This is a genomic window from Paraglaciecola hydrolytica, from assembly GCF_001565895.1.
In the GTDB taxonomy this organism is placed as follows: domain Bacteria; phylum Pseudomonadota; class Gammaproteobacteria; order Enterobacterales; family Alteromonadaceae; genus Paraglaciecola; species Paraglaciecola hydrolytica.
Map to the genome: position 1 here is coordinate 938,829 of NZ_LSNE01000003.1, position 20,603 is coordinate 959,431.

At 42.4% G+C, this 20,603-nt stretch carries 18 protein-coding genes; 10 read left to right on the forward strand and 8 right to left on the reverse strand.

Translation table 11 applies throughout. From position 1 onward, the window contains the following. Positions 1–52: 52 nt before the first annotated feature. The 3 genes from AX660_RS06610 to AX660_RS06620 all read left to right on the forward strand — a co-directional run bounded on the left by AX660_RS06610 (position 53) and on the right by AX660_RS06620 (position 3,747). Entirely contained in the window at positions 53–1,426 is a 1,374-nt protein-coding gene (locus tag AX660_RS06610; RefSeq protein ID WP_068374237.1) for an N-acetylmuramidase domain-containing protein, read from the forward strand. A gap of 15 nt (positions 1,427–1,441) precedes the next feature. Then, positions 1,442–1,873, forward strand: a complete 432-nt coding sequence (locus AX660_RS06615; protein ID WP_068374240.1) for a 3TM-type holin — start codon at positions 1,442–1,444, stop codon at positions 1,871–1,873. A gap of 272 nt (positions 1,874–2,145) precedes the next feature. Next, positions 2,146–3,747: an ABC-F family ATPase gene (locus tag AX660_RS06620; protein WP_068374243.1), complete on the forward strand. Its 1,602-nt coding sequence runs from the start codon at positions 2,146–2,148 to the stop codon at positions 3,745–3,747. A 50-nt stretch (positions 3,748–3,797) separates the two neighbouring features. On the opposite strand, the gene modC is transcribed toward AX660_RS06620, so the two are convergent. From modC to modA, 3 genes are read right to left on the reverse strand one after another with little or no spacing between them, the layout of a single operon-like run. Then, positions 3,798–4,898 carry a molybdenum ABC transporter ATP-binding protein gene (gene modC / locus AX660_RS06625; RefSeq protein ID WP_068375304.1) on the reverse strand — a complete coding sequence of 367 codons (1,101 nt, stop codon included), beginning with the start codon at positions 4,896–4,898 and terminating at the stop codon, positions 3,798–3,800. Between the two features lie 6 nt (positions 4,899–4,904). After that, positions 4,905–5,600, reverse strand: a complete 696-nt coding sequence (gene modB / locus AX660_RS06630) for a molybdate ABC transporter permease subunit (protein WP_068374246.1) — start codon at positions 5,598–5,600, stop codon at positions 4,905–4,907. Beyond that, complete coding sequence (gene modA, locus AX660_RS06635; RefSeq protein ID WP_068374249.1) at positions 5,597–6,334, reverse strand: molybdate ABC transporter substrate-binding protein; 738 nt, start codon at positions 6,332–6,334, stop codon at positions 5,597–5,599. Before modA ends, modB begins: the two co-directional genes overlap by 4 nt. Before the next feature lie 156 nt (positions 6,335–6,490). Here modA and AX660_RS06640 point away from each other — a divergent pair, with 156 nt between their 5' ends. Beyond that, a complete protein-coding gene (locus AX660_RS06640; RefSeq protein WP_068374252.1) occupies positions 6,491–7,165 on the forward strand; it encodes a nitroreductase family protein in 675 nt (224 codons plus the stop codon). A gap of 23 nt (positions 7,166–7,188) precedes the next feature. Here the strand turns inward: AX660_RS06640 and AX660_RS06645 are convergent, their stop codons facing one another. Then, positions 7,189–7,980, reverse strand: coding sequence for a substrate-binding periplasmic protein (locus AX660_RS06645; RefSeq protein WP_068374257.1), 792 nt, complete (start codon positions 7,978–7,980; stop codon positions 7,189–7,191). 310 nt (positions 7,981–8,290) lie between these two features. Here AX660_RS06645 and AX660_RS06650 point away from each other — a divergent pair, with 310 nt between their 5' ends. Next, positions 8,291–10,387, forward strand: a complete 2,097-nt coding sequence (locus AX660_RS06650; protein WP_068374260.1) for an amidohydrolase family protein — start codon at positions 8,291–8,293, stop codon at positions 10,385–10,387. A 51-nt stretch (positions 10,388–10,438) separates the two neighbouring features. Here the strand turns inward: AX660_RS06650 and AX660_RS06655 are convergent, their stop codons facing one another. Together AX660_RS06655 and AX660_RS06660 are read right to left on the reverse strand one after the other, a co-directional pair. Continuing rightward, positions 10,439–11,902, reverse strand: coding sequence for a carbon starvation CstA family protein (locus tag AX660_RS06655; RefSeq protein ID WP_068375306.1), 1,464 nt, complete (start codon positions 11,900–11,902; stop codon positions 10,439–10,441). Between the two features lie 198 nt (positions 11,903–12,100). After that, positions 12,101–13,066: a class 1 fructose-bisphosphatase gene (locus AX660_RS06660; protein ID WP_068374263.1), complete on the reverse strand. Its 966-nt coding sequence runs from the start codon at positions 13,064–13,066 to the stop codon at positions 12,101–12,103. 242 nt (positions 13,067–13,308) lie between these two features. Here AX660_RS06660 and mpl point away from each other — a divergent pair, with 242 nt between their 5' ends. Together mpl and AX660_RS06670 are read left to right on the forward strand one after the other, a co-directional pair. Further along, positions 13,309–14,664 carry a UDP-N-acetylmuramate:L-alanyl-gamma-D-glutamyl-meso-diaminopimelate ligase gene (gene mpl, locus AX660_RS06665; protein ID WP_068374266.1) on the forward strand — a complete coding sequence of 452 codons (1,356 nt, stop codon included), beginning with the start codon at positions 13,309–13,311 and terminating at the stop codon, positions 14,662–14,664. 49 nt (positions 14,665–14,713) lie between these two features. After that, a complete protein-coding gene (locus AX660_RS06670) occupies positions 14,714–15,490 on the forward strand; it encodes a S1/P1 nuclease (RefSeq protein ID WP_068374269.1) in 777 nt (258 codons plus the stop codon). 53 nt (positions 15,491–15,543) lie between these two features. Here AX660_RS06670 and hemE read toward each other — a convergent pair whose 3' ends face one another. Continuing rightward, on the reverse strand, positions 15,544–16,611 hold the full coding sequence (hemE, locus tag AX660_RS06675; RefSeq protein WP_068375309.1) for a uroporphyrinogen decarboxylase: 1,068 nt from the start codon (positions 16,609–16,611) through the stop codon (positions 15,544–15,546). Positions 16,612–16,855: 244 nt separating this feature from the next. Next, positions 16,856–17,683, reverse strand: coding sequence for an NAD(+) diphosphatase (gene nudC / locus AX660_RS06680; protein ID WP_068374273.1), 828 nt, complete (start codon positions 17,681–17,683; stop codon positions 16,856–16,858). Between the two features lie 356 nt (positions 17,684–18,039). Here nudC and AX660_RS06685 point away from each other — a divergent pair, with 356 nt between their 5' ends. The 3 genes from AX660_RS06685 to AX660_RS06695 all read left to right on the forward strand — a co-directional run bounded on the left by AX660_RS06685 (position 18,040) and on the right by AX660_RS06695 (position 20,551). Beyond that, the gene (locus AX660_RS06685; protein ID WP_068374276.1) at positions 18,040–18,474 is read left to right on the forward strand and encodes a transcriptional repressor; all 435 of its coding nucleotides are present in this window, start codon (positions 18,040–18,042) and stop codon (positions 18,472–18,474) included. Positions 18,475–18,534: 60 nt separating this feature from the next. Next, complete coding sequence (locus AX660_RS06690; protein WP_068374279.1) at positions 18,535–18,999, forward strand: chemotaxis protein CheX; 465 nt, start codon at positions 18,535–18,537, stop codon at positions 18,997–18,999. Between the two features lie 346 nt (positions 19,000–19,345). Next, the gene (locus AX660_RS06695; protein WP_068374282.1) at positions 19,346–20,551 is read left to right on the forward strand and encodes an OmpA family protein; all 1,206 of its coding nucleotides are present in this window, start codon (positions 19,346–19,348) and stop codon (positions 20,549–20,551) included. Positions 20,552–20,603: the final 52 nt, after the last annotated feature.

A 20,603-nucleotide genomic window follows, 5' to 3' on the forward strand; every position in this document is an offset into this window, starting at 1 on the left:
TTAACATTGTCATGGAATGTCACTCAAAAGCGTGTTTAGGAAATAAGCACTTATGTTAGGCGCAGTGTCAACCCAAGTGCTGAATGTGCGTAGTTTGCCACAAAGCACTAGCTTGATAATTGGCCAACTTACTGAAGGTATGGTGGTGTGTGGTGATGGCCCACATCATGGCTGGCTGCAAATCTCTTATGCAGATACCTTTGGTTTTGTATCCACTCACTACTTGCAACCCGTCAATGATCTAGCGCGCTTAAGTGGCACGGTAACCGCGACCACACTCAATATTCGCCAATCCCCTTCTGTATCAGCCAAAACCTTGGCATCTTTGGCCTTGGGTGCATCGGTAAAAACCCTCGCAGTGGTAAACGATTGGTTAGAAATTGAATTTAATGGTAAGTCGGCTTATGTCATGGCCAAATTTATCGATCTGGTTTATGTCACTAGCGGTTACTACGCCTTAGTCAATGTCACTGCTTTAAATGTAAGATCTGCCCCTTATGTGACAGCCAGTTTATTTGGTCAATTAAGTTTAGATAGTCGAGTGTGGGTTGAAGGTAAACAACTCGATTGGAGCCAAATTCGTTTTAATGGCAACCGAGGCTATGTCAAAAGCGAATATCTGCATATCGACTCGCAGGCAGCGCCACAAGTTACCTCTATACCTAGCGCTTTGGATGAGCAAACGGAAGCAGAGCGAATCCCCATAGTGGAACATGGCCAAACCTTGGCCAGACTCACACCTAAGACTATTTTGACCATAAGTGGGAGTAGTGAACAACGTAATGCCGCTGCAACATGGAACCGTTGGGGCGCGTTGTTACAAGACTTGAGCGATAAAAAACAGCTAGATGTAGCCTGTGCATTAGCGGTGTTATGTGTAGAAAGTTCGGGTAAGGGCTTTGAGCAAAATAACAGTGACAAGATGATTATTCGTTTTGAAAACCATAAGTTTTGGACTTTTTGGGGCAAGAATAATGCGCAGCAGTTTCGTCAGCATTTTCAATATAACAACGATAAGGTTTGGACTGAACATCAGTGGCGTAGCGAACCTCTGGGTGAATGGCAGAGTTTTCACGGAAACCAATCCGCCGAATGGCAGGTGTTCGAATTTGCCTGTCAGTTAGATTCCAAAGCAGCCATGTTATCTATCAGTATGGGCGCCCCACAAATTATGGGCTTTCATTTCGAGCGTATTGGCTATCAATCAGTAGAAGAAATGTTTAAGGCTTTTAGCACTAGCATACAAGGGCAAATCAATGGCCTGTTTGATTTTTTTTCGCCCACTATGCTGCGTTATTTGCAAGAAATGGCTTTTACCGATTTTGCTGGGATGTACAACGGCAAGGGGCAAAAACAGCTCTATGGCAACAAAATTCAACAACATTACACGGCATTTAAAAAACTAATGCCTAATCAAGTGGATTAACTCCGAGGAGGAGACATGAATGTTTTTTCTTTTATCAGCAATATTTTTGAGCCAGCCGCTAAGCTCATTGATGACTTACATACCAGCGACGAAGAAAAATTAAAATTACAAAGTCAGATCAAAGCCGTAGAAAACGAATTGTTGGCCAAGGTCATTGATTACGAAAATAAATTACTCGAAAGTAAAACCGCGATTATAACCGCTGAAGCAACAGGGCAATCGTGGATACAGCGTAACTGGCGGCCAATTACTATGCTGACATTTCTGGTATTGGTGGTGTGCGATAGTTTTGGCTGGTTACCCAATCCATTGGCACAAGATGCCTGGACCTTGTTACAAATTGGTTTAGGTGGTTATGTGGCAGGCCGTTCGGCCGAGAAAATGACACAACAATATTTACAGGCTCGTCCAGCCGAGAATAAAAGTGATGGTATGGCTAAAGGCTAATCACTTATTGGTGACATTAAACCAACTAATATTGTTAATAATTTCAGCAATTTAATAACAAGTCATTGACTTACTTAAGTCATGTGACGGTTTTTAATGTTTTAACACTGCGACAACAACAAATAGTGCAAATATTGAGCAGTCTTGCTCGACTTTTGACGGCCTTTTATATATAGTGCGCGCCGTTTTGAACTGAGTAGTGTTGCACGACGGCTTTCCGCATTTCATGTGTACCTTGGTTTTTTTATCTCTTTACTATCTGGAATACCGTTTTGATTTCTACCGCAAATATCACCATGCAGTTTGGCGCTGAGCCTTTATTTGAAAACATCTCAGCTAAATTTGGTAATGGCAATCGTTATGGCCTGATTGGCGCTAACGGTTGTGGTAAATCCACGTTTATGAAGATTCTTACCGGTGATCTGGTGCCTTCATCTGGCAACGTGTCCGTCACACCTGGGCAAAAACTCGGTAAACTCAGTCAGGATCAATTTGCCTTTGAAAAGTATTCTGTAGTGGATACCGTGATCATGGGCGATATGGAGCTGTGGAAGGTCAAACAGCAACGTGATGAGATTTACGCAAAACCAGAAATGAGTGATGAAGACGGCATGTTAGTGGGCGATTTAGAATCCCAATATGCCGAAATGGATGGTTATACTGCAGAAGCCCGAGCTGGCGAAATTTTATTAGAAGCAGGCATTGAAGAGCACTATCACTATGGTTTGATGTCGCAAGTGTCTCCCGGTTGGAAAGTGCGGGTACTATTAGCCCAAGCCTTGTTTGCTAATCCAGACATCCTGTTACTTGATGAGCCGACCAACAACTTGGATATTTACACCATCAACTGGTTGGCCGAAGTACTCAATCAGCGTAAATCCACCATGGTTATCATCTCGCATGACAGACACTTTTTAAATTCAGTCTGTACTCACATGGCTGATATCGACTACGGTGAATTGCGCATTTATCCGGGTAACTACGAAAAATACCAAGAAGCTGCATCGCTAATTCAAGAGCAATTGTTGCGTGAAAACGCCAAAAAGAGTGAAGAAATCGACGAATTAAAAGCCTTTGTGGCGCGCTTTTCGGCGAACGCATCAAAAGCTAAGTTGGCTACCTCGCGAGCTAAACGTATGGACAAAATCCAACTAGACGAAGTGAAAAGTTCTAGTCGCCGTACTCCACGTATCAGCTTTAAACAGCATCAAAAATTACATCGTCAGGCGCTGATCCTTGAAGATATGAGCTTTGGTTTTGAACAGCCGCCATTATTTAAAGGTGCCAATATATTGCTAGAAGCCGGTGCTCGGTTGGCGATTATCGGTGAAAACGGCGTAGGCAAAACCAGCTTTTTACGTTGTTTGATGAATGAGTTACAAGCCGAAGGTGTGGTTAAGTGGTCTGAAAACGCGGTGGTAGGTTATTGCCCACAAGACAGCACGGTGGATTTTGATGGTGACTTAACTCTGTTTGACTGGATGTCACAATGGCGTACACCTAAACACAATGACTTAATGGTTCGTGGTTTATTAGGTAGTTTGTTATTCAGTGCCGATGACTTTAACAAAAAGGCCAAGGTCTGTTCGGGTGGTGAGAAAAACCGTTTATTGTTTGGTAAGTTAATGATGGCCGACTTAAACGTATTGGTAATGGACGAACCGACCAACCACATGGATATGGAAGCTATCGAAGCCCTGAACAATGCGCTTAAAAACTTTGACGGCACACTGATTTTTGTAAGTCATGATAGAGAATTTGTTTCTTCTCTAGCGACTCGCGTAATAGAAATCAAAGATCATAAAGTTATCGATTTCCAAGGTACTTACGAAGAATATTTATCTCATCAAGGTATGCAACAAGCCGTTGCCTAGCCTTATAAAGCAGATTTAAAACAGCCGTCATCTCGACGGCTTTTTTTTATCTAACTGACTATCGCCACCGATTTAATCTGTGCCCAAACCTGCATACCAATTTCTAATTTAAGATGGCTTAATGAGCGTTGTGTGATCCTCGCCATGATAATGCAGTCGTCTAGGCGTAATTCTACTAACACCATAGCTTTATCTTGATCAGGTTTAAAGGCTTGCACAAGGGCTGGCAGACGGTTAACTATGCTGCTGTCCTGATGTTCGCTCAAACTGATACTTACATCTTTAGCCTGTAATCTGATACGCATGGTGGTGCCGATAGCTTCGCCACTGTCACGCAGCCACAAACAAGCGTCAGTGGTCTGGTTAAGTTTGACTTGAATAAGATTCCACTCAGGGTCTTTGGCGATGAGTGCAGTATCCAATACCACTGAAGCATCTTCGGCCATGCCTACAAACAAGGAGATATGTGGCAGAACTTCATTGAGGTCACCTGCAGCCATGACTTTACCTTGCTGCATCACCACGACATAGTCAGCTAATCTGGCGACTTCGTTGATATCATGGCTGACATAAACAACCGGTACTTTAGTGTTATGTTTGAGTTTTTCAAGATAGGGCAGTATTTCTTGTTTACGGTTTATATCAAGCGAGGCTAATGGTTCATCCATTAATAACAAACTTGGTTCAGTTAACAGGGCTCTAGCGATAGCCACACGCTGCCTTTCTCCGCCTGATAATTGCTCGGGGTGATGATTAAGCAAATCACCGAGATCCATCATCGCGACGATTTGCGCAAGGTTTTGTGCGCTGCGTTGTTTGGCCCGTTTAAGTGCATAGAGTAGATTAGCTTTAACACTTAAATGCGCTAGCAGACTGGATTCTTGAAATACATAACTTAAACCCCGTTTATGGGTAGCCAAGTTGGTTTTGCCATCTTGCCACACCTGGCCATTGACCTGCATCAGGCCCTTGTCGCAGTTTTGTAAACCCGCCATACACCGTAACAAAGTGGTTTTGCCTGAGCCAGAATGGCCAAACAGGGCAATGATACCTTTGCCGGGTAAATATAAATCCACATCAAGATTAAAACCTTGTTGCGCTTGGCTGGTAAAGGCGAGCTTAAAACGGGCTTGGATGTGAGAGTCAGTCATGGGCACTTACAAACCAAAACGCATATTAGAGGCCGACTTTTTATATTGCGAATAATACAGCAGCAATAATACGACAAACGAAAATGCCACTAAACTAGCGGCTAAACCATGAGCTTGCCCGTATTCAAGGGCTTCAACATGGTCGTAAATTTGCACCGATACCACTCGAGTTTGGCCGGGGATATTACCGCCTATCATTAATACCACACCAAATTCGCCTACAGTGTGCGCAAAACCCAATACACTTGCGGCGATAAATCCGGGTTTACTCAGGGGCAATACCACAGTAAAAAATCGATCAAGCGGGCCAGCTCCCAAGGTGGCGGCAACTTCCAGCGGCCTGTTGCCAATAGCTTGCATAGAGCTTTGTAATGGTTGCACTACAAAGGGCAGCGAATAACACATGGAAGCCAGTACTAATCCCCAAAAGGTAAAAGGTAGCAGTCCGATACCTAGCTCTTGAGAGAGTTTCCCCAGCCAGCCATTAGGCCCCATTGCCAGTAATAAATAAAACCCCAATACCGTAGGGGGTAAAACCAAAGGCAGGGCAACAATCGCCGCCACTGGCCCGCGCCATCTAGATTTGCTGGTGGCCAACCACCAAGCCAAAGGTGTGCACAGGATCAATAACAGCACAGTAACGGTTGCGGCGAGTTTTAAGGTCAACTCGATAGCTTGCCAATCGGCAGCGCTTAAGTTCATGGTTGTTTTTGCTCCAAGGTGTAGCCAAACGACCGAATGATATGGCTGGCCTCAGGACCTTGCATAAAGTCCATAAACAGCTTGGCTGTTGTAAGGTGTTTGCTGCGTTTTAAGAGCACCGCATCTTGTTTTATTGGGCGGTATAAGGTGCTTGGCACTATCCAAGCTGAACCTTTTTTTAGTACCGCATTTTGCATGATCTGTGATACTGCCACAAAACCGATATCAGCATTACCACTGGCAATAAACTGATAGGTTTGTGCGATATTTTCGCCCTGTACCCAACGTTTTTGGCTTGCCTCCATTAATTGCATATTAATTAATACATCCATGGCGGCAAGTCCGTATGGAGCCAGTTTAGGGTTGGCGAGTGCTAACTTATTGAAGTTGTCACTCACTAAAACTGAGGCATCATTGTTTATCTTAAGTGGATCGGCTGACCATAAGGCCAGTGCACCTAAAGCATAGGTAAAACGACTGCTTGTTAGAGCTAAGTTTTGGTCGATGAGAGCTTGAGGTTTAGTTTGATCGGCTGAAAAGAAAAGGTCGTAGGGTGCGCCATTAACAATTTGCGCAAAAAATTTTCCAGATGAACCAAAAGCGAGTTGTATCTTATGGGGCTGGGTTTGAGTAAATACTTCGGCAATCTCTTGCATTGGCCCACTAAAATTAGCAGCAACGGCAACCAGCAACTCTTCTGCTTTGCTGGACGATGTCATTAGCAGTGTACACATTAATATCCACGTTAGGTGCTTACTCAAGCTAATAGGCCTCGGATTACAGGTGAGCTTGGCTGGCTCGTAGAGTGATAATTGTTATATATTCAATCATATAGCGAGTCAATGCACTTAAGTTTGTCACTTGCTTGCAGCACAATACAGGATGAAACAATGCAAATACATGATTCAACACCGCTCAATGATTATATCGAATATCCTGAGCATGAAATGTTGGCGCGCTCAGAGCAGTTTTATCTGGATATCAAACGCCGTCACAGTATTCGCCAGTTTAGCGATAGGCCAGTGAGCCAAACCATTATCGAAAATTGCATTAAAGCCGCTGGTACCGCCCCCAATGGCGCCAATCATCAACCTTGGCATTTTGTGGCGATTCAGTCCCAAGACGTTAAACAACAAATACGTGAACAAGCAGAAGTTCATGAACAAGGGTTTTATGCAGGCCGTGCAGGTGAAGAATGGCTGAACGCTTTAAAGCCTTTAGGCACAGATGCAGACAAAGCTTTTTTAGCTCACGCCCCATGGTTAATTGCCATCTTTAGCCAGAAAACCAGCGGCCAAGATAATGATGAAAAACACACCAATTATTACGTACATGAGTCGGTGGGTATCGCTACAGGTTTTTTGATCCAAGCCTTACATCATGCAGGTTTAGTAAGCTTAACCCATACCCCAAAACCCATGAGCTTTTTGTCGAAGATATGCCAGCGCCCTGATAATGAAAGGCCCTTTATGTTGTTAGTGGTGGGTTATCCGGCCGACAATGCTTCTATACCAGAGCATGCTCTACGTAAAAAAAACGTAAATGAAATCCTAACGGTGCTTTAAACATTTAACTTGGCTTATCTATGCTATTTATCAAGATTAACCATCGAGAATTCAACGGGATAGATAATATTGTATTGCTGACGTAACTGGCGGTATTGCTCGGACAATTTAAAATTTGCCATTGCTCTATCAAAGGTCGCTCTAAGTTCAGGATCGCTGATCGCTGCGCTGTAGTGGGTAGGCGGGAATAAAGCGTATACATTCACATCATCCATTTGGTTTTCACCCTTAATGACACGACTGTAATAATTGAAAATATTGACATCCATCACCACCACATCAACACTGCCTACTAGTAGCATTTCTACCTGACGTCGCTGTTCTGGCAATTCAATATAGAGCAAATTTTCTTTGACTGCCGAGGCAAAATCGTTGCCAAGTACCTTACTAGCGCTTTGAAAAGCAATCACACTAAACAGGCGAAAATCACTTAGCTTGTTGAGTTTTATATTGTTTTTTTTCAGGCTGATAGCCACATTTTGATAGGTGATATAGGGTTGGCTTAATATTTCTGGTGGTACTCCAGATTTGGCATTTAAAGTTAAAGCGATATCAGCATTTTCCTGTTTCATGGTTTCATAAGTACGACCATAAGGAACATGAAGCATAGATATACGATGATTGGCAGTCGCTAATACCTGACGGACGAGGTCAACTTCGTAACCACTATCTTGATGTGATATGACGTAGGGAGGTTTATCCCAACCTGCAATCACTAATAAATCTTTAGCCTCAGTAGTATGCCAACAAACCAATAGTAACCATAGCCAATCTTTGAGGCTTGGTTTTCTGCTGGTTTTTACGCAAACACACATGCTAGTTATATGAACTCCAAAAAGCTTAAATTGTACGAGTTTGTGTAAGCCATAGCGATATTCTGCTTAGCGCCAAGTTACACTTAAATTGAACTTATCCTGTTAAATTAAACTTAGCAATAAATCCCGACAATTTACCATTGCTAACGTGTTCACCACGAGGATTCGTTTCGAATTTTGGGGTTAGTTACAAAAGGTAAAATATAGTACGGTTTTACCCAAGTCACTGTGAAATTGGTATTTTTTGGTGGCTTGGGTATACAATCCATTTAACTTGAATCTGTCTATTTGCTTTCAAATGAGAATACATATGTATCCAAAAATCCTCAGTCTTTGTACTTTGTTTTTACTGATTACTATGACACACGCCGCGGAAACCCGTCGTTATACGATCTTGGTGGATAATGGCGTTAAAGCGGGTGAACAAGTAGTGGAGATTGATGACAAAGGTGCAACCAAAGTGCGGTTTATCTTTAAAGATAATGGCCGTGGGCCAGAATTAAATGAAACCATCAGTTTAAAAGACGATGGTACAGTTGCCAATTATAGTGCCAAGGGTAACTCCACTTTTGGCTCTGTCATCAATGAACAATTCAGCCAACAAGGCGACCAAGCCACGTGGAGTGCAGGTGCAAAAACCGGCAGTGCAAAAGTTGCTGGCAGTGCCTTATATATGCCGATAGAAGGCTCGGCTGAGATTTTATCTATTGCCATTAATGCCATAGCTAAAAGTGGTAACAACAGCATAGCTTTATTGCCTTCAGGTACACTGACTCAAGAAGTGGTGAGCGATTTAATCGTTGAAAAAGGCGGTGAAAAACAAAAAGTACAGCTGTTGGTGCAAACGGGTATGGGATTAGAGCCTAGGTTTGTTTGGGCAACCAATGGTGATGACCCTCATTTATTTGCCTTGTTGATCCCAGGTTATCTGACCTTGATTGACGATGGCTGGCAAGCCAATGCCCAAAAAATGAATGCCATTCAACAAGAAGCTGAAACCGCCTTATTACAAGCCAGAGCCAAAGATCTACCAGTCAAGCTTGATGGCTTGACGGTAGTCAGAAATGCGCGGATCTTTGATAGTGCCAGCACTACAGTCACTGCGCCCAGTGATGTGTTCTTTCTGCGCGGTAAAATCACTGCAATTGTTCCCGCAGGCAGCCTAACAACACCAGTGGATAATTTTATTGATGCCCAAGGGCGCATTATGTTGCCTGGCTTATTTGATATGCATGGTCATATTTCACGCTGGGAAGGTGGCTTACATCTGGCTGCAGGGGTAACGTCTTTGCGTGATATGGGTAACGATAATGCCACGCTGCAATTGATGCTGGATGAAATTGACCAAAATAAATTACTCGCCCCGACTATTTTTCCGACTGGATTTTTAGAAGGTGAAAGTGAAATGTCGGCACGTAGTGGTTTTGTGGTAAGTGACTTAGCTGGAGCCAAGGCCGCGATTAATTGGTATGTCACTCATGGTTACCATCAGCTTAAAATTTATAATTCGTTTCCTAAAGAAATACTCAAAGATACGGTGAGTTATGCCCATAGTCGCGGAATGCGAGTCAGTGGACATGTGCCAGCATTCTTAAAAGCAGAAGATGCTATAGAAGCTGGTTTTGATGAAATTCAGCATATTAACCAACTGGTGCTCAATTTTTTAGTTAAACCCGAAACGGATACCCGCACTTTGGAGCGCTTTTATTTACCCGCTCGTGAGTTTGCTGATTTTGACCTACAGGGCAAAAAAATTCAGAACTTTATAAGCTTATTAAAGAACAAAGGTTTGTCCATTGACCCAACCCTAGCAACCTTTGATTTTCTGAAAAAAGTAGACGGCACAGTGGGAGATCCCTGGAAGGATATCGTTGGTCATCTACCACCCGATTTACAACGTCAATATCATACTGCAGAAGTGGATATTCCCGATGCAGCTACCGCCGCTCTTTATGCTAAGTCTTACGCAAAAATGCTTGAATTTACGGGGCTCATGTACAAGGCCGGTATTCCAATAGTAGCGGGGACAGATGAATTAGCAGGCTTTACCTTACAAGGAGAGTTGGAGTTGTTGGTTAAAGCAGGTTTAACACCAGCGCAGGCTCTGCAAGTTGCAACCTTAAATGGCGCTCAATTTAGTAATGCTACTGAGCGTAAAGGCCAGATTACTGTAGGCCGCGATGCCGACTTATTGTTGGTGGATGGTGACCCTACTAAAAATATCAGCGATATCCGTAAGCTTGCGTTAGTTATTACTCAGGGTAAAGCTATCTACCCCACTAAAATTTACCAAGCTATGGGCATCGAGCCCTTTGTCTCTGAATTGCCTGAGATAATGCAAAACAATGCAGCAACCGGCGCAGCCAGTGGTGGCAGTGTTAAAACAGGTCAGCGTCATTTACATTAAAAATAGGCAGTCTGATTAGGGGATTTAATCAGGCTGATATTATTCAGGTGTTCAGGCAATTTTTGTCTTGTGTTTTTTATGAACAAATACCAGCAAGATCAAACCAATAACTCCCACAGCGGCGCCAATAGGTTTGCCCCAATCACTAGACAGATTAAAACCAATGGCCGCTGTCATGATGTAAGACAAAGTAACCGCCGTGGCGATAACTGCAGGGATGCTGGTGATCCAATGAAAGGTGCCTTTGTCGAACAAGTATTTAGTCGCTAGCCACAATACGCTGGTGGATAACAGCATGTTCGAAAACGCGAAATAACGCCAAATGAGGGTGAAATCGAGTTTAGTCATAAAGTAGGCAATGGTTAATATAGGTACTGCGAGCAATAATCGGTTACGCACACTTTGCGGAATATTAAAGGCATCCACTAAGGTCAAGCGCAACGAGCGAAAGGCGGTATCGCCTGAGGTAATAGGGAATACCGCGACCGCGATAATCGCCATAATACCGCCCAAAACACCCAGATAGCTACTGGCGATATGATTTACCACTAAACCCGGACCGCCTTGCGCTAACATGGCTTTAAGTCCAGCGTAACCTTCCGGAAAGGCTGCAATACCTGCCAGCGCCCATACGCACGCTACTATGCCTTCGCACATCATGGCGCCGTAATACACTGGGCGTACGTATTTTTCGTTAGTTAAACATCGGGCAATGATAGGCGCTTGAGTGGAATGAAAACCGCTAATCGCGCCGCAGGTAATAGTGATAAATAATAGTGGCCAAGTAGGTAATCCGTCAGGGTTTGGGGCCAAAAAGTCATGGGCGTGATCGGCCTCAAAATAAGCTAAAAAATCCCCAGCGATAGGCAAATGTGGTGCGTCCATTAGTAGGGCGATGGCAATCATTGATGTCATGACTATCATCAGCAAACCAAAGATGGGGTAAAATTTGGTGATGATTTTATCTATGGGCAACAAGGTGGCTAAAAAGTAATAGGCCAAAATGGCTAATACCCAAAAGGTATTGTTAGCTAAAAACGTGCCTTCAAACGCGTCCAGATTACTGAGTAAACCGGCTGGACTCATGATAAATACCACACCGACAAAAAACAGTAACATGGCAGTAAAGATCAACATTAAACCTTTGAACACTACGTTGTAATAGTGCCCAGCGATTTCAGGTAGGCTTTTGCCGTCTTCTTTGATGCTCATTACACCAGAGAAGTAATCATGCACCGCACCACCTAATACATTTCCTAAAATAATCCACACCAGGGCTACCGGTCCGTACAAGGCACCTAAAATCGGACCAAATATGGGGCCTATACCGGCAATGTTTAGAAACTGAATGAGAAATGCTTTGACGGGATGGATAGCAACATAGTCTACCCCTTCGCTAAAACGACCTTGTGGAGTGACTGCTGTAGGGTCGATTCCGGCCTGTTTTTCAACAAAAGGGCTATAAAATTTATAACCCAGTAACAAAATAGTGATACAGATAAAAAAGATCAGCATAGTTAATAAAGTCTCTGTTGATAACAATAAATAGCGCACATGTTTGCTGCTATGTCACTGGCATTTTGTGCGCATTTTTAACGCGTAACAGACAGGCTTAAGTGGCCGCACTAAATGTATACACAATGCTAGGTAGAAAAATAGAGGTTTGTTTGCTCAAAGGCGCTTAAACAGCGCCTTTGTTTTACCTCAAACCTGTTAGTAGTAACTCAGGCAAGCTTTTACTTCTTCTTTGGAGCCTAATAATACGGGCACACGTTGATGAATTTCAGTGGGCATCACTTCCATAATTCGACCTGTACCTGTTGAAGCTAAACCACCGGCTTGCTCCATTAAAAATGCCATAGGATTGGCTTCATAAAGCAAACGTAATTTGCCCGGTTTATTGGGATTGCGTTTATCAAAGGGATATAAAAAGATACCGCCGCGAGTTAATACACGGTGGATATCACCTACCATGGCTGCCACCCAACGCATGTTGTAATCTTTTTCTCGCGGACCATCTTCACCCGCAATTAAATCGGCTACATAATTTTGAATTGGCTCTTCCCAATGGCGTTGATTGGATGTGTTTATCGCAAATTCTGCGGTTTGTTCTGGCACTTGCACATTGGCTTTGGTTAACAGAAAACCGCCATGGGTTTTATCTAGTGTGTAGATGTGTGTGCCTCTGCCTGTTGTCATGGCTAACATGGCGGAAGGGCCATAAAGCACATAACCTGCCGCTACACTTTGCGTACCGGGTTGTAAAAAGGCAGAAGGATCATCGGGTTTCATCCATTGCGGTGCATGGCTAATAGAGAATATGGTGCCGATCAAACTATTAATATCAGTATTAGATGAGCCATCAAGTGGATCAAAACTAACCAAGTATTTCCCATCAGGATTACATGGCACCACATCGTCTTCTTCTTCAGATGAAATGGCTTTGACATAACCTGAATCTTTGAGGATATCTTTTAGTATCTGATTGGATATGACATCGAGTTTCTTCTGGGTTTCGCCTTGCACGTTTTCACTTAAGGTTGAGCCCAAAACACCTGCTAGTGCACCCTGACTTACCCTAAAGGCGATTTCTTTGCAGCCCGCGAGCAACGTTCTGATCAACAATATAAGCTCCATCGGAGCGCCGTCATCTTGAAGTTGAGAATTCAAACGTTTCATAGTGTGTATACCTTCTTGTGTGTGTAGGGTAGAGAGTAAATCAGCTTATTATTATTTGGTTTGCTGAGTAGTTTTTTCAATCATAACTGGAATAAGGAAAAAACTCTGCTAACAATACCTAAAAATCATAATGTATAAAGTGAAAATTCCGATTTGAAACAAATTAATTTACAACTTGTCACTGGGTTGTACTGAGCGCATCTGGTAGTCTACAAAGCATCTTCAGCTCAGTTATTTGTTATATGCATATTCACATTCTAGGCATCTGCGGCACCTTTATGGGTGGCATTGCTGCCATCGCAAAGTCTTTGGGTCACACCGTTACGGGATCGGATGTTAACGTCTACCCTCCCATGAGCACGCAACTTGAGTCTTTGGGCATTGAGTTGACCGTTGGCTTTGATATCGCACAATTTAATCCACAACCGGATTTAGTCATTATCGGTAACGCCTTATCGCGTGGTAATACCGCAGTTGAGTACGTATTAGATCGAAATATTCCCTATGTCAGTGGGCCACAATGGTTACTTGAAAACGTACTTAAAGATCGTTGGGTATTAGCGGTTGCTGGGACCCATGGAAAAACCACTACTTCCAGTATGTTGGCTTGGATCCTCGAATATTCTGATTTGCATCCAGGTTTTTTAATTGGGGGTATTCCACAAAATTTTGCAGTGTCTGCGCGCCTTGGGGAAAGCCCGTTTTTTGTTATCGAAGCAGATGAATACGACAGCGCTTTTTTTGATAAACGCTCAAAGTTTGTGCATTACCGTCCTCGTACTGTGGTGCTCAACAATTTAGAATTTGATCACGCTGATATATTTGATGATTTGGCGGCGATACAAAAACAATTTCATCATTTAATACGCAGCGTACCCAATAACGGCTTGGTATTAGTGCCACAAGCAGATCAAAACCTCACCCGAGTATTGGACATGGGTTGTTGGACGCCAGTACAGTTTTATGGCAAAGACTGGCAGCTTGGTAAAGTCGCAGATGATGGCAGTGAATTCGAAGTGGTTTTTAAGGGCGAAAGCTTGGGGCAGGTACGCTGGGCTTTATTAGGTCAACATAATATTAATAACGCCATGATGGCGATTGCCGCTGCGCGCCACGCTGGTGTACCTACCACTATCGCCGTTGAAGCTCTCAGCCATTTTGTGAATGTTAAAAGGCGCATGGAAGTCAAAGCTGTTGTGAATGGTATTACCTTATACGATGATTTTGCTCACCATCCCACAGCCATTGAAACCACCTTAAAAGGCCTGCGTGCTAAAGTGGGTGATCAACGCATTTTGGCAGTATTAGAGCCCCGTTCCAATACCATGAAAATGGGTATTCACAAAGATAGCCTAGCCCAGTCTTGGTCAGAAGCTGATCAAGTATTCATTTTTGAACCCAGCAATCTAAGCTGGTCTATGGATGAATTGTTGGCGCAAAGTACCATCACTGCCTTACTGTATAAAGATATGAATATATTGATAAAATCCATAGTGGCTTATGCCAAGCCAGGTGACCATATTGTAGTCATGAGTAATGGCAGTTTTGGTGGTATTCATGAGTTGCTAATAGAACAACTTGGTCATGGCAATACTTAGGTTTATGCTGCCCACTATTAATCGTTTTTAACAATAAGAAAGAAATATGATGAAAACACACAAAATTATTATCTTGCTTGCTTCATTTGCTATCAGTGGACAAGTTTTAGCATGGGGACAAAATGGCCACCGTATTACCGGTGCTATTGCCCAACAGTACTTAGCACCCAAAACTTTAGCCGCAGTTCAACAAATATTACCTAACGAAGATCTAGCAGAAGCCTCCACTTATGCCGATGAAATGAAATCCAACCCTACTGAGTTTTGGAAAAAAACCGCAAATCCTTGGCATTATGTCACTGTACCTGCGGGGCACACATACCATGAAGTTGGTGCGCCAGAAGAGGGAGATGCCATTAGCGCTTTAAATAAATTTACCCTGACCTTAAAAGATCCCAAGGCAACGATGGAGGAAAAACAGCTCGCCTTACGTTTTATAGTACATATTATTGGCGATTTACATCAGCCATTACATGTGGGTGCTGGCAATGACCGAGGCGGAAATGACGTCAAATTGCAATTTTTCTGGAAAGACAGCAATCTGCACAGCGTTTGGGATTCAGGCTTAATTGAGCAAAAAGAACTGTCCTATACAGAATGGACAACATGGTTGAGTAAAAACATATCAGCTGACCAAGCTAAGCAATGGATGGTGTCTGATCCGCAAGTGTGGATCAATGAAAGTGCTGTGATTCGGGATAGCATTTATCCCAAAACAGACAAACTGTCATATGATTATTTGTATGAAAGCATGCCCGTTGTAAAACAACGTTTGCAAATGGGTGGTATTAGAATTGCTGCTTATTTAAACGCTATATTTAAATAGGCATGGCACCAATCACTTGTTGTGGGCTTTAAGAACCCACAACAAGTGTCGTTTTATTGTTGGTGAAAGGGGGCGCTTAAACGATGCACCGCATCAACAAAAACTTTAGCATTCTCAGGCGGAACATCTAGATGAATGCCATGGCCCAGATTAAATACATGCCCAGGTCCTGCACCAAATCCACTTAGTATGCTTTGAACTTCTTGCTCTATGCGGGCAGCAGGTGCATATAACATGGAAGGATCCATATTACCTTGTAACGCTACTTTGTCACCGACACGACTTTTGGCATCGGCAATGTCTATGGTCCAATCCAAACCTACCGCATCACAACCTGTCGCCGCAATAGCTTCAAGCCACATGCCAGCATTTTTGGTAAACAAGGTGACTGGCACTTTACGACCGTCATTTTCGCGGGTCAGACCATCCACTATTTTGTGCATATATTGCAAAGAGAAATCCCGATAATCACGAGGTGACAATACTCCGCCCCAAGTATCAAATACCATGACAGACTGAGCGCCTGCGGCAATTTGTGCATTCAAATAAAGGATGACGGTATCGGCTAATTTATCGAGTAATAAATGTAAAGCCTGTGGCTCACTAAAAGCCATTTTTTTGATTTTAGTGAAAGCCTTGCTCGAACCACCTTCAATCATGTAAGTGGCGAGTGTCCAAGGACTACCAGAAAAACCAATCAAAGGCACACTGCCTTGTAGATTTTTACGAATAGTACGTACCGCATTCATCACGTAAGCTAATTCAACTTCAGGATCGGGTATGCCGAGTTTTTGAATATCACTCATGGAAGTTAAGGGGCGCTCAAAACGTGGACCTTCGCCGTTTTCAAAATATAATCCCAGTCCCATAGCATCTGGGATAGTTAAGATATCTGAAAATAAAATCGCCGCGTCTAGATCAAAACGACGCAAAGGCTGCAAGGTAACTTCACAAGCCAGCTCAGCATTTTTACACAATGACATAAAGTCGCCAGCTTGGGCACGAGTGGCTTTGTATTCAGGTAAATAACGACCGGCCTGACGCATCATCCATACGGGAGTGACATCCACTGGTTGGCGTAATAAGGCTCTCAGATATCTGTCGTTTTGTAATGTTTGCATAGGTGTTCTCACGAGCGCAGTGGCTAAAAAGCCATAAAAAGGCGTCATTGTAGCGGCTTTGTTGGCTTTAAACAGGCTTAATTAAGCTAAATTAGGCAAAAACTTGCATTAGCAAAAGGAGCTTGCTATAAAAGCTGTGCGAAAGCATCCGAACAACAAGAAGCTCGTTGACGAGACCAAAGACGCTAAAATATTCAAACCCCACTTATGTGGGGTTTTTTATTGGGTTTTACTTTGTATATTGTTATTTTGCGGCTTCGGCTTGCTGGATCTCATTGATCGTATGTTGAATTAATTTTCCAGCAATAGATAACATGGGTGGAATAACAGGCAGTTCATCAAATTTAAACCATTTAGCATCAAGAATCTCTACCCCGTCTGCCACAATATCACCACTGTCATAATCAGCTAAAAAACCAACCATGAGTGAATGGGGAAAAGGCCAAGGTTGGCTGCCAAAGTAACGTAAATTTTTAACTTTAACGCCAACTTCTTCAAACACTTCACGATGTACTGCTTCTTCAAGAGTTTCACCACTTTCAACAAATCCAGCCAAAGTAGAATACATTTGTCGTGATTGATGCGCTTTGCCTTGGGCAAGTAGCAATTTATCATGGTTTTTTATGGCGACGATAATACAAGGCGAAATACGTGGGTAACAACGGTGGTGGCAGCGCGAACAGTGCATCGCCATCTCCCAATCAATTTGCTGCATGCTGCTACCACACTGCCCACAAAAACGATGGGTGCGCATAAATAACACAACTTGCCATGCCCGCGCGGCTATACCAAAAAAGGCATCGTCTACCTGCATTAACATTGAGCGCATAGCCACTGGGCTCAAATTTTCCTCAGCAACAAGCTCATTACCCATATCAATTAAATAACAGGCATGCTGCTCATAATGCCCCACTCTGACCATTTGATCTTGATATGCATGGGCAAAAGTTAGTTCACTCCAGGTACTTTTAAGATAACCGGGTTGGTCGGAATATTGCAGAAGCTGGTCTTTAGTGAATACTAACCAGATGGCCGTTTGATCTGCATCAATTTTTATATTTTGCTCAATCATTTACATGCTGACTCATTTTTTTAGAACGGGAGATTAACACAAAAAATTAACGAGTCGAAGTTAAGCAAACAAGTGTTATTTATTATTGTTACCTTATTGGTGTTTCTATTTTGCAACAGTATAAAAAAGCCCTATTTAATTCGCTTAGACCGCTAAAACACTAATGTTGAAGGCATGTCGCTTAGTCGGCTGTCTGTTTTTAGTAACAATTTGTTGGACGTTTCTAAAATAGCTAAGCTTGCGCTCGTATAAGTTGATGCCATGACTAGGTAAGCTTGTAGATAAATGCAATAAAATGACGAAAAATTAATTGGATAAGTGTTATTATTTATCAGTCAACTCAGTAGGAATGTTCAGTGACTAATATTGATCTAAATGTAAATAAGGCACGTATTTTTTGTGAAAAAAAAGGAGCAAGATTTACCACCTTACGTGAAAAAGTATATGCCCTTTTATTGCAACAAGATGGCGCTATCGGTGCTTATGAACTTTTGGACTCATTAAAACTAACTGAATCTGCTGCTAAACCCGCGACGGTTTATCGGACACTGGATTTTTTGCTAGAATTTGGATTAGTCCATAAACTCGAATCAACTAATGCTTTTGTCGCCTGTCATCATTTCGATTGTAATCATCCTGTACAATTTTTAATTTGTGACAGTTGTGGAGAAGTCCAGGAGATTCAATCTCTTGGCTTAAAAGATACCCTGGATAAACAAGCGATGTCGGTAGGGTTTAAAGTCGCTAAACAAACCATAGAAGCTCACGGTACTTGTGCTGCTTGCAAATGAACTAAGCCACGCTAATCGCTGGTACGTTATTTAATTCAATTAACAAGGGATCCGTTATTTATGAACGCTGAATTTATTAATCCTTTTATTAGCGCACTCATCAATGTAATGAGTACGATGGCACAAACCCAGTTAACACCGGGTAAACCGAAAAAAAAGGATGATGACAAAGCGGGTGGTGATATCTCCGGTATGATCGGTATGGTCGGAGAAAATATCCAGGGTTCACTATCCATCTCATTTGAGGAGGGTTTAGTAGTTGAAATCATGGAAAAAATGTTAGGAGAAAAGCCCGACGGAATTAATGCCGATGTGAAAGATATGGTGGGCGAAATTACTAACATGATTTGTGGTGTTGCCAAAAATGAGCTAAGCCAAAAGGGTTATGAGTTTGGCATGGCAACGCCTATGGTAGTATCGGGCAAAAATCATACAGTTAACCATCAGGTCGACGGTAAAAAAATGGTTATGCCATTTAGCCATAAATCCGGAAATTTATATCTGGAAATGTGTTTTAATAAGTAGCAAACATCACCAATTACCTCTGCGTTTTTTATCTATTCCAAGCAATTTTCAATATGACGATGAGCATCTGGCATAACACGTGCTTTAGTCTATTTTAGAATAGCAATTTCAATATAAAATTAAACGTAAAAAACACAGCCTAAAGGCTTTATATATAAGGAAATACGCAGCTTAATACAGATTTATGACCTTAATGGAAATATTTCTGAAGCTAGGAATTATTTACAAATTAGTCGGTAATAGTTACTTTTTAGACACACTTAGTTAAAACAGAAAATACACCTTGGCAGGGTTGATCTCATCAACCATGGCCAGTAAAACACACTTAAACAAGAAGGACATACACATGAAAAAAATTTCACTAGCAAGCAGCATTTTATTGGCTCTTTCCATGCAAGCTTTTGCTGACCCAGGTCAAGAGGGAGATAAGTGGATTGGTGTTTTTGGCGAAGTTTATTCGACCGATAAAGAAAAGTCTGGTTTTCCTGACTACATGAATGATGCCACTGGCTTTGGTGCAGAAGCAGGCTTTCGTTTTGATCCTCAATGGGCAGCTAGATTAGAGTATTCCCACTTAGATATTAATGCTAAAGCTCCTGGTACTGATTTAACCGGCAAACGTTACGGCGTAGATGCGTTGTATTTTTTACCTAATGATATGTTGTATGTTTTTGGTGGTGTAAAACACTTCAAAACCTCAGGCAGTGACAATGTATTTAGTTTTGGTTTGGGTAAACATTGGTCACTTAATGACAATTTGAAAGTCCTCACCGAAGTGGCAGCATACAACGACTTCAGCGATGGCTATAACGACATAGGTCTTAAAATTGGTCTAGCTTACAGTTTTGGCTCTGCAGCGGCTCCAGCCCCTGCTCCGGCTCCTAAAGTACCTAAAGATAGCGATAAAGACGGCGTTTACGATGATGCTGACAAGTGTGCAAACACGCCTGTTGGTAACAAAGTAGATGCATCTGGCTGTGATATTGATTCAGACAATGATGGCGTATTGAATACTATCGATTTATGTCCAAACACTCCTGCTGGAACGCCAGTTGGTGCTAAAGGCTGTAGTTTAGCCTTAGATGCGGATGAAGATGGTGTATTGGATGCAAATGATCAATGTGCAAACACACCTATCACCGATAAAGTTGACGCAGCTGGCTGTAGTATCTTTATGGAACAAGAAGTGAGTCAGAATTTGACTATTCACTTTGCCAATAACAGCTCTATCATTAAAAAAGCCGAAGTAACTGAGATTCAAGAGTTTGTTGATTTCATGAATCGTTATCCTAATACTGATACCGTGATTGAAGGCCATTCATCAGCGCCTGGCTCATCAGAATATAACTTAATGTTGTCTGAAAAACGTGCCAATGCAGTGAGAGCTTTGTTAATCACTAAATTTGGTATTGCGGCAGACCGTATCACTGCCGTAGGATTTGGCGAAACTCAGTTATTAGACTCAGCAAGTAACGAAGCGGCAGATGCTAAAAACCGTCGTATCACTGCTAAAGTTTCTGCTAGCAAACGTGTAAAAGTATTAAAAGACTAATATTTAGCTTAGATACTAAAGAAACGCTATAAGGGCAGTAAGCTGAGAGTTA

Bases quoted from the DNA above. Each gene is read 5' to 3' on its own strand.
- AX660_RS06610 (WP_068374237.1), top strand. From the start codon at position 53: ATGTTAGGCGCAGTGTCAACCCAAGTGCTGAATGTGCGTAGTTTGCCA.
- AX660_RS06615 (WP_068374240.1), top strand. From the start codon at position 1,442: ATGAATGTTTTTTCTTTTATCAGCAATATTTTTGAGCCAGCCGCTAAG.
- modC (WP_068375304.1), bottom strand. From the start codon at position 4,898: ATGACTGACTCTCACATCCAAGCCCGTTTTAAGCTCGCCTTTACCAGC.
- modB (WP_068374246.1), bottom strand. From the start codon at position 5,600: ATGAACTTAAGCGCTGCCGATTGGCAAGCTATCGAGTTGACCTTAAAA.
- modA (WP_068374249.1), bottom strand. From the start codon at position 6,334: ATGTGTACACTGCTAATGACATCGTCCAGCAAAGCAGAAGAGTTGCTG.
- AX660_RS06640 (WP_068374252.1), top strand. From the start codon at position 6,491: ATGCAAATACATGATTCAACACCGCTCAATGATTATATCGAATATCCT.
- AX660_RS06645 (WP_068374257.1), bottom strand. From the start codon at position 7,980: ATGTGTGTTTGCGTAAAAACCAGCAGAAAACCAAGCCTCAAAGATTGG.
- AX660_RS06650 (WP_068374260.1), top strand. From the start codon at position 8,291: ATGTATCCAAAAATCCTCAGTCTTTGTACTTTGTTTTTACTGATTACT.
- AX660_RS06655 (WP_068375306.1), bottom strand. From the start codon at position 11,902: ATGCTGATCTTTTTTATCTGTATCACTATTTTGTTACTGGGTTATAAA.
- AX660_RS06660 (WP_068374263.1), bottom strand. From the start codon at position 13,066: ATGAAACGTTTGAATTCTCAACTTCAAGATGACGGCGCTCCGATGGAG.
- mpl (WP_068374266.1), top strand. From the start codon at position 13,309: ATGCATATTCACATTCTAGGCATCTGCGGCACCTTTATGGGTGGCATT.
- AX660_RS06670 (WP_068374269.1), top strand. From the start codon at position 14,714: ATGAAAACACACAAAATTATTATCTTGCTTGCTTCATTTGCTATCAGT.
- hemE (WP_068375309.1), bottom strand. From the start codon at position 16,611: ATGCAAACATTACAAAACGACAGATATCTGAGAGCCTTATTACGCCAA.
- nudC (WP_068374273.1), bottom strand. From the start codon at position 17,683: ATGATTGAGCAAAATATAAAAATTGATGCAGATCAAACGGCCATCTGG.
- AX660_RS06690 (WP_068374279.1), top strand. From the start codon at position 18,535: ATGAACGCTGAATTTATTAATCCTTTTATTAGCGCACTCATCAATGTA.
- AX660_RS06695 (WP_068374282.1), top strand. From the start codon at position 19,346: ATGAAAAAAATTTCACTAGCAAGCAGCATTTTATTGGCTCTTTCCATG.